This is a genomic window from Ruegeria sp. BHSA123, from assembly GCF_059613425.1.
In genome coordinates this window covers 1-9,051 of sequence record NZ_JBXWSL010000087.1, presented here as the reverse complement: position 1 = coordinate 9,051, position 9,051 = coordinate 1, and the positions used below count along the sequence as shown (strand labels likewise).

The 9,051-nt window shown below is 60.3% G+C and carries 8 protein-coding genes and 1 pseudogene; 6 read left to right on the top strand and 3 right to left on the bottom strand.

All coding sequences use genetic code 11. The features are described from left to right. Positions 1–228, top strand: a pseudogene (glyA, locus tag AC2FNC_RS18950) (serine hydroxymethyltransferase); the annotation flags it as partial. 17 nt (positions 229–245) lie between these two features. Next, positions 246–1,223: an HpcH/HpaI aldolase/citrate lyase family protein gene (locus AC2FNC_RS18945; RefSeq protein ID WP_496716277.1), complete on the top strand. Its 978-nt coding sequence runs from the start codon at positions 246–248 to the stop codon at positions 1,221–1,223. Positions 1,224–1,458: 235 nt separating this feature from the next. On the opposite strand, the gene AC2FNC_RS18940 is transcribed toward AC2FNC_RS18945, so the two are convergent. Further along, positions 1,459–2,406: a GlxA family transcriptional regulator gene (locus tag AC2FNC_RS18940; RefSeq protein ID WP_496716276.1), complete on the bottom strand. Its 948-nt coding sequence runs from the start codon at positions 2,404–2,406 to the stop codon at positions 1,459–1,461. An 80-nt stretch (positions 2,407–2,486) separates the two neighbouring features. Between AC2FNC_RS18940 and AC2FNC_RS18935 the strand changes: the two genes are divergently transcribed. From AC2FNC_RS18935 to AC2FNC_RS18920, 4 genes are all read left to right on the top strand, one after another. Next, the gene (locus tag AC2FNC_RS18935) at positions 2,487–3,647 is read left to right on the top strand and encodes an acyl-CoA dehydrogenase family protein (RefSeq protein WP_480520441.1); all 1,161 of its coding nucleotides are present in this window, start codon (positions 2,487–2,489) and stop codon (positions 3,645–3,647) included. A gap of 2 nt (positions 3,648–3,649) precedes the next feature. After that, entirely contained in the window at positions 3,650–5,665 is a 2,016-nt protein-coding gene (locus tag AC2FNC_RS18930; protein ID WP_496716275.1) for an acetate--CoA ligase family protein, read from the top strand. Positions 5,666–5,668: 3 nt separating this feature from the next. Next, the gene (locus tag AC2FNC_RS18925) at positions 5,669–6,448 is read left to right on the top strand and encodes a carnitinyl-CoA dehydratase (protein ID WP_480477431.1); all 780 of its coding nucleotides are present in this window, start codon (positions 5,669–5,671) and stop codon (positions 6,446–6,448) included. Positions 6,449–6,523: 75 nt separating this feature from the next. Beyond that, positions 6,524–6,994, top strand: coding sequence for a hypothetical protein (locus AC2FNC_RS18920; protein WP_480477429.1), 471 nt, complete (start codon positions 6,524–6,526; stop codon positions 6,992–6,994). Here the strand turns inward: AC2FNC_RS18920 and AC2FNC_RS18915 are convergent. Together AC2FNC_RS18915 and AC2FNC_RS18910 are read right to left on the bottom strand one after the other, a co-directional pair. Then, positions 6,985–8,055: a polyprenyl synthetase family protein gene (locus AC2FNC_RS18915; RefSeq protein ID WP_496716273.1), complete on the bottom strand. Its 1,071-nt coding sequence runs from the start codon at positions 8,053–8,055 to the stop codon at positions 6,985–6,987. The genes AC2FNC_RS18920 and AC2FNC_RS18915 overlap by 10 nt on opposite strands. Before the next feature lie 4 nt (positions 8,056–8,059). Then, positions 8,060–9,051 (bottom strand): FAD-dependent oxidoreductase (locus AC2FNC_RS18910; protein WP_496716271.1); only part of this gene is annotated, 992 nt, incomplete at its 5' end.

Here is a 9,051-nt window from a genome sequence, read left to right as displayed (position 1 = left end):
TTTGACCCGGAAAAGCCGACCATCACGTCGGGCATCCGCCTGGGCAGCCCCGCCGGCACCACCCGCGGCTTTGGCGAGACCGAATTCCGCCAGATCGCCGACTGGATCATCAAAGTGGTCGACGGCCTGGCAGCCAACGGCGAAGACGGCAACTCCGAAGTCGAAGCCCGCGTCCGCGCCCAGGTCGCAGATCTCTGCAACCGCTTCCCCATCTACCCGAACCTGTAAGCCGAAAGGTCCCAACCATGAGCTTTCACCCAATTGAACAAGCCCCCGCCCGCCTGAACCGCAGCGAGCTTGCCGTGCCCGGCAGCCAGCCCGGAATGTTTGAGAAGGCCGCGAAATCGGACGTGGATGTCATCTTTCTCGATCTGGAAGACGCCGTCGCGCCCGATGAAAAGGAACAGGCGCGCAGGAACATCATTCAGGCGCTGAACGATATCGACTGGGGCAACAAGACCATGTCGGTGCGGATCAATGGTCTGGATACCCATTACATGTACCGGGATGTCGTGGATGTCGTCGAACAGGCGGGCCAGCGTCTGGACCTGATCATGATCCCAAAAGTCGGGACAGCTGCAGATGTATATGCGGTCGACATGCTGGTGACCCAGATCGAAGACGCCAAGGGATACAAGAAACGGATCGGGTTCGAACACATCATCGAAACCGCGCTTGGTATGCAGAATGTCAGCGCGATCGCGGCCGCATCAAAGCGCAATGAAAGCCTTCATTTTGGTGTCGCGGATTATGCCGCCTCGACTCGCGCGCGGACCACAATCATCGGGGGTGTAAACCCGGACTATTCGGTTCTGACCGACCCGGACGCCGACGGAGGCCGCCTGAACCACTGGGGCGACATGTGGCACTACGCCCTTGCCCGCATGGTGGTTGCGGCGCGCGCCAACGGGCTGCGTCCGATTGATGGGCCTTTTGGCGATTTTCAGGATCCCGACGGTTACAAGGCCGCCGCAAAACGTGCCGCCGTTTTGGGGTGCGAGGGGAAATGGGCCATCCACCCCAGCCAGATCGCACTTGCCAATGAGGTGATGTCGCCCTCGGATGCCGAAGTTACCAAGGCACGGCGTATCCTTGTCGCCATGGCCGAGGCCGAGGCGGATGGGAAAGGTGCCGTGTCTCTGGATGGCCGTCTGATCGACTATGCCTCGATCCGTCAGGCCGAAGTGCTGGTTGAAAAGGCAAGCCAGATCGCTGCGGCCTGATCGCCCGCACCAAAACTGACTTGCGTGGGCGCACTGTCCACGCATATTCTCCAGCGCTTTGACGGGCGGACTACGGCGCTAACATAAATCGGCTGTCCGCGTTTCGCGAAAATTGCCTCCCTAAAACGTTTGTCACATTTTGACCAGCAAACGGATGCTGCCTTAAATCGCTACGACAAAAGCAAGGGATGTTTCCGAGTTCGACACCTGAAACCGGCACCCCGCCAATCCCGGTTCACGGCCTCGACAGGTTTCCGTTCCGAAATGCGGTCGGCGTCTGACCGAACTCGGCCTTGAACGCACGGGTCATGGCACTGGCGTTTTCGTATCCACAGCGCCCCGCGATCTCGGCGATGGATTGTTCCGTATCCTCGGCCAGATTGCGTGCGCGGTTCAGGCGCAGACGCCGATACAGCGCTTGCGGAGTTGTTTTCAGTTCCGCCTGAACACGTGTTTCAAGCCGTTTTTGCGAACATCCGATTTTCCGGGCCACACTCCGGACCGAAAGCGGTGCTTCAAGATGCGCCTGCATGACAGTCAGCGCGCGATTGACCAGCGTGTCCTCGGATTTCAGAGGCAGGTCATAATGGCCACGCCCGTTCCGGCTCATGAACAGGTGCTCGACCTCCATCGCCAGCAGCGGGCCGTGATCCCGGCGGATCAAGGTCAGGGCCAGATCGAAGGCTGCCATGGCCCCGGAACAGGTCAGCCGGTTGCCATCAATGACAAACCTTTCCCGCACGGCCTCCACCGCCGGAAACCTTTCCTCGAACCGCGAAAACTCGTCCCAATGAATCGTCGCCCTGTGGTCATCCAGCAATCCGGCACTGGCAAGTAGCCAGCTTCCCGTATCCAGCCCGGCCAGATGCTTGTGTTTCTTGGCCGCTGCCAGCACGGCACGCATGGTCGACCGCGTATCCAGCTTCATGTATCCATATGACGGCATGACAACAAGAAAATCCCCCTGTTGATCGCCGATGGCCCCGTTCGGGGTGACGACAAGGCCGCTTGAGCTTTGAACAGGGTTGCCGTCAAGCGAACAGAAGCGCCACGCATATAACGCCTGCCGCGACAGGGTGTTCGCCGCCCGCAACGGTTCGACCATGTTCGCAAGGCAATGGTTCGAGAACCCGTTGAACAGAAGGACATTGTACTGCTGCGATAATATTTTCGAATTTAGCATGAAACTGATCTATCTCTGCATGTCGTGACCATGAGCGATGGCGTTTGGTTGGTCAACCACCGATCCAGGGAACACGCGCCATGCAGTTTGGTCTGACAGAAGAACAGGACATGATCGTCTCGACGGTCCGCAGCTTTGTAGAAAAAGAAATCTACCCGCATGAAGACGCGGTCGAACGCAGCGGAACGGTCCCGCTGGAGCTTGGCAATGAGATCAAGCAGAAATGTATCGATCTGGGGTTCTATGCTTGCAACTTCCCCGAAGAAGTGGGCGGCGCGGGCCTGTCGCATCTGGATTTTACGCTGGTCGAGCGTGAACTGGGCCGTGGGTCGATGGCGCTGACGCATTTCTTTGGCCGCCCGCAGAACATCCTCATGGCCTGCAACGACGAACAGCGCGAACGCTATCTGCTGCCCGCGGTGCGCGGGGAAAAGATGGACGCGCTGGCGATGACTGAACCGGATGCCGGATCGGACGTGCGCGGCATGAAATGTCAGGCGGTGCGCGACGGTGGCGACTGGGTCGTCAACGGTTCGAAACATTTCATCTCGGGCGCGGAACACGCGGATTTCTTCATTGTCTTCGTTGCCACCGGCGTGGATGAGACCCCGAAAGGCCCAAAAAAACGCATCACCACCTTCCTGGTGGATCGCGGCACACCGGGCTTTGAAGTGCGCGACGGCTACAAATCCGTCAGCCACAGGGGTTATAAAAACTGTATCCTGTATTTCGATAATTGTCGCCTGTCCGATGCCCAGGTTCTGGGCGAGGTCGATGGCGGCTTTGCGGTGATGAACGAATGGCTCTACGCGACCCGGTTGACGGTTGCGGCCTTCTCGGTCGGGCGCGCGCGGCGCTGCTTTGACTATGCGCTGAACTACGCCGCCGAGCGCAAGCAATTCGGCCAGCCCATCGGCAAGTTTCAGGGCGTTGGCTTCCAGATCGCCGACATGATTACCGAGATTGACGCCGCCGACTGGCTGACCCTTGCCGCCGCTTGGCGTCTGGATCAGAACCTGCCCGCAAACCGCGAGATCGCCTCGGCCAAGCTCTATGCCTCCGAGGCATTGGCGCGGGTCACCGACACGACGCTGCAAATCTTCGGCGGCATGGGCCTGATGGATGATTTCCCGATCGAACGGTTTTGGCGCGACGCCCGGGTCGAACGGATCTGGGACGGCACCAGCGAGATTCAGCGCCACATCATCAGCCGCGATCTTCTGCGTCCGCTGGGCGCCTGACCATGACCAAAGACCTGACCCGGCTGCTGCGCCCGAAATCCATCGCTGTCATTGGCGGCGGTGCATGGTGCCAACAGGTTATTCTGCAATCCGAACGCATGGGATATGCCGGTCAGATCTGGCCGGTCCATCCCAAGGCTTCTGACATTGCGGGCCACAAGGTTTATGGCCATATCGAAGTCCTGCCCGACGCACCTGACGCGGTTTTCATCGGCATCAACCGCCACGCCACGGTTGAAGCGGTTCAAGTCCTGTCCAGCATGAGTGCGGGTGGCGCTGTCTGCTTCGCCTCGGGCTTTTCCGAAGCCGTGGCCGAGGACGACACCGGCGGGGATTTGCAGGATCAACTGATCAACGCGGCCGGCGGCATGCCCATTCTGGGCCCGAACTGCTATGGCTTCATCAACGCGCTGGACGGGGCATTGCTGTGGCCGGATCAGCACGGGGTTGTGCCCGTCGACAAGGGCGTGGCGATCCTGACGCAAAGCTCGAACATCTCGATCAACCTGACCATGCAGAAACGCGGGCTGCCGATTGCCTATATGGTCACCTGCGGAAATATGGCTCAGACCAGTCAGGCGCAGATCGCCTCGGCCCTGATCGATGACCCGCGCGTGACCGCAGTGGGCCTGCATATCGAAGGCTTCAAGAACATCCGCGAGTGGGAGGCGCTGGCCGCCAAAGCCCATGCAAAAGGCGTCCCGCTGGTCGCCCTCAAGGTCGGCGCATCGGAACAGGCGCAGGCGGCAACCGTTTCCCATACCGCGTCACTGGCGGGCAGCGATGCCGGGGCGCAGGCGCTGCTCGACCGGCTTGGCATTCCACGCCTTCCGGCGCTGCCCGACTTCCTTGAAACGCTCAAACTGCTGCACTGCTACGGACCGCTGCCGGGGGGGAACATCGCCTCGATCAGCTGTTCGGGGGGCGAGGCGAGCCTGATTGCCGATATGGCTGTCGGCACGGGGCTGCAATTTCCACGACTGAGCGGTGAAAAGCTGACCCGCCTACGCGGCGCGCTCGGGCCCATGGTCGCGCTGAACAACCCGCTGGATTATCACACCTATATCTGGCGTGACGAACTGGCGATGACGCGGGCTTGGTCGGGCATGACGGGCGACGATATCGACATGACATTCTCGATCGTCGACTACCCGACCACCGACTCCACCGATTGGGCCTGCGCAACGCAGGCAGCGTTGAACGTACGGGCAGAAACCGGCGCCCGGTTCGCGATTGTCGCCACCTTGCCGGAGCTTTTACCGGAAGACATCGCACAACAGCTGATGGTCGGGGGTGTTGTACCCTTCATGGGGCTGCGCGAGGCGCTGTCGGCGACCCGCGCCGCAGGGCAGGTCAAGGCCCCATCCGCAACGCCCGTTTTGCAGCCGGGTATGATGGAACCAACCCAAACCCTGACCGAAGGCGCCTCGAAGGCGGCGCTGGCGGAATGCGGCCTGCGCATCCCGCAAAACCGGACGGTGCGGGGCGCGGAGGCTGCCCGTGCCGCAGCGGACCAGATGGAAGGCCCCTTTGCTGTCAAGGGTGTCGGGCTTGCGCATAAATCCGAACACAGCGCCGTTCGGCTGGGCATACGGGCTCAGGACGTCGCGGCTGTCGCGGCTGATATCGGCACCGAAGACATCCTGATCGAAGAGATGGTCACCGGAACCGTTGCCGAACTTCTGATTGGCGTGGTGCGTGACCCTGCGCATGGGTTTGTTCTGACCCTTGGGGCAGGGGGCGTGCTGACCGAACTGCTGCGCGACACGGTATCCTTGCTGGTGCCCAGCCCGCCCGGAGACATCCGCTCCGCCCTCGGTCAATTGAAGATCGCCCCACTGCTGGCGGGCTATCGCGGCCAACCGGCGGCTGATATGGATGCGATTGTTGCCGCGGTCGAGGCCGTTCAGACCTATGTCATGCAAAATGCCGACACGCTTGGCGAGGTCGAGATTAACCCGCTCCTGTGCACGCCGGATAAGGCTGTTGCCGTGGACGCCCTGATAAGAAAGGCCTGAGATATGGACCCGATCAAAACCCGCCGCGATGGTTCAATCCTCGAGGTCACGCTGGACCGCCCCAAGGCAAACGCGATTGATCTGATCACCAGCCGCAGAATGGGCGAGGTCTTTGCTGAATTCCGCGACGACCCGGACCTGCGCGTGGCCATCCTGACCGGTGCGGGCGAAAAATTCTTTTGCCCCGGCTGGGATCTGAAAGCTGCCGCCGACGGCGACGCGGTGGACGGAGATTACGGCGTCGGTGGGTTCGGAGGCCTGCAAGAGCTGCGCGACCTGAACAAGCCCGTGATTGCCGCCGTCAACGGTATCGCCTGCGGTGGCGGGCTGGAGCTGGCCTTGTCCGCGGACATGATTCTTGCCGCTGATCACGCCACTTTTGCCTTGCCGGAAATCCGCTCGGGCACTGTTGCGGATGCCGCCAGCGTCAGGTTGCCCAAGCGCATCCCCTATCACATCGCGATGGAGCTGCTGCTGACAGGCCGCTGGTTTGATGCCGAAGAAGCCAACCGCTGGGGTCTGGTGAATGAGATTATTGCCGCTGATCAGCTGATGGACCGCACGTGGGAACTCGCCCGCCTGCTGGCGTCAGGGCCGCCGCTGGTCTATGCGGCCATCAAGGAAATCGTGCGCGATGCTGAAGACGCCAAGTTTCAGGACGCCATGAACCGCATCACCAAACGGCAATTGCGCAGCGTGGATGTCCTCTATTCCAGTGAGGACCAGCTTGAAGGCGCGCGTGCATTTGCTGAAAAACGTGACCCGGTCTGGAAAGGTAAATAGAAACACGGTGTGTTTGTCGCGCGGATCCGGTAAATTTCCCATTTACTGATCCGCGCCACAGGTGCACAGTTGGGTATGCCTTATTTCGAACGAAAACCATACGTTAGCACGCCGCTTCCGGTCAGCCCGATCGCTCCGCAGCCGGACGCGCAACCGATCTCGGATATCGCACGCCGCGTGCTTGGGGCTGAACGGGGCACGAAACAGCCGCTTGAGGGGCCATTTGCGTGCCGCAAAACTTGCCACCCCGGCGGCACCGCGACCATATTGCTGTCCTTTGACGCACCAAACGGTGGCGGGCCTGTCGCATTACAGTTCGAACCGGGTGACCTGATCAACCGGAACGGCGACACTCTTCCAGCAAACCGGGTTAATGTTGTCCCCCCGCAAATCCAGCTAAACCCCGGCGAGTCAACGGATGTTGCCGTCATTGTAACCGTGCCGGACCTTGCCGATCCCGGCGAATATCACGGCCGGATTGCCTGCACGGGTACAGTGCAAACTTCGATCCTCGTGATGTATGAGGTCGCGAACGCTCAAACCTGACGGGTTACGAGGTAGTCCATGAAATGGCCCAGAAACGCGCGGGGTACTTCTTCGGTGGCCGCAAAAACCTGCGCAAACTCCTGACGGGCCGAGGCCAGCAAGTCATTGGCCGCGTCCTGTGCATATCTGATGCAGCCATAGTGATCCATGCGATCCAGAACCCAGCCCACATCCTGCGTCGAGCGGCTGTCGCGCGGGTTTGACAGCATATCCGACAGGCGTGCTTTTTCGGGCTCGTCCGCCTGCAAGCTAAGCCGCCCCAGCATCAGCGTGCGTTTGCCTTCGTAAATGTCCCCGCCGATCTCTTTGCCATATTTGTCCTGCGAGCCCACGAGGTTCAGAACGTCATCCTGTATCTGAAACGCGGCGCCCAGAAAAAACCCAAACGCGTTGAAATCGTCCAGGTTCAACACCCCGGACGCGACATCATGCGGTCGGGCAATCAGCGCCCCGATGCGCATGGGGTGAATGAAGCTGTACCAACAGGTCTTTTTCAGACACATCATCAGATAATCCGATGCATCCACGTTCAGCCGGTTGTCCCGTATCCAGCCAAGCTCCAGTGCCTGACCTTCAATGGACTGCTGCAACAGATGATCAAACTCGTCCACCACGCGCATGCCGGTTTCAGGGCCAAGTGGCCCAAGGTTCTGGCGCAACAGGCGCAGGGCCAGCGATTGCATCCCGTCACCGGTATTGATGGCCAAAGGGACCCCAAGACGCTTGTGCATACACGCGCGCCCGCGCCTGAAATCGCTTTGATCCTCGATATCGTCATGGATCAGAAACGCGTTGTGCAGCAGTTCAAGAACAGCGGCTGACACCCTCGCGGTCTCGCTGTCACCGCCGAAAGCCTCGCAGGTGGCCAGCAACAGTGCGGGCCGCAACCCCTTGCCCGAGGTTTCAATGTAATCTCGCATCGGCCCGTACAAATAGGCCTGCGGCTCGCCCGTCGGCAACAGCTGCAAAAGCGTCTCACGGGCCCGATCCCCGTAAGAGGTCAGCGTTTTTAGAAAATCCTGCTGTGCCGCAGGATCCAGATGTGCTGTGCCAGTGGCCACAGGGTCATCCCTTCTGGGTGATGATCACACGGGTTTTGGTCTCGTTCCTGCCCGTCTCGGCAAGGTTGGGTCCTGCCGCCGAAAAAGGTGCATCCGTCAGCGGCAAGGCTTTGGACAACACCCCCGACTGGCCGCTGTCCCGGCCCAGATCAAAGGCAACATCCTCTGCAATCTCCTCTCCGGGGATCGGAAGATCAGCCGTCGGCTCGTAGGCCACGATTAGGTCAAGCAGCTCTTTCGGAGGGCAGATCATGCGCAACGCGTCCGCAATCGCAGGGTCTTCGGTAATCCCGCCGGGTTTTGAGTATTCCGTAGCCGGTTTTGCAATGACGGCAAGAGGCCCTTCGCCGCCACGCTCAACACCCACGGAATCCTGTCCCATCCTCAGCGCGGCTTCGACCGCAACCGCAAACCGGTTGTCCCAGGGTAGGCCGGCCTGATAGCGGGCAAAATCATAGGCGCGCAGCGGTTTCAGGATATCCGGCTCGTGCAGATCCCAGATTTGGCAGGGCTCTGCTTTTGATCCGCCGCGTTGCAGGATGGCATTGACCGCCCGACGTGCCGCTTCGTTTGCCCCTTCCATGGTGGCAAGGTCGGTGTAGGTGCGCACATAATCCGACGCCAGCATGAAGTTCGGGATCAACGTGGCCGCCTCAGGGCGCAACCGCCAGCTGTTGATGCGGTTGACCAACAGCGGCTCCACATTGGTTTGGCGCTTGGGGTCGTTGGGATCCTGCACAATATCAGGATCAAGGAACCAGTAATGCATGTCCTCGTCGCGCAGGACGGTCTGGCCATCCACGTTGACGCTGCGCTTGAGCTGTTCCCAAACCTCGTGCGCAATCTCTTCGCGGCTACAATCACGCGCGGTTTTTCCGTTCAACCCCGGCTTGTCCCATTCCGAGATATCTATTGAAAGCAGGCCCTTGGTCTTGCCTTCTGCCCAGTTTTCAAAGTTGATGGCCGACCAGAACTGCTTTTGTGAAACCGCGGTCA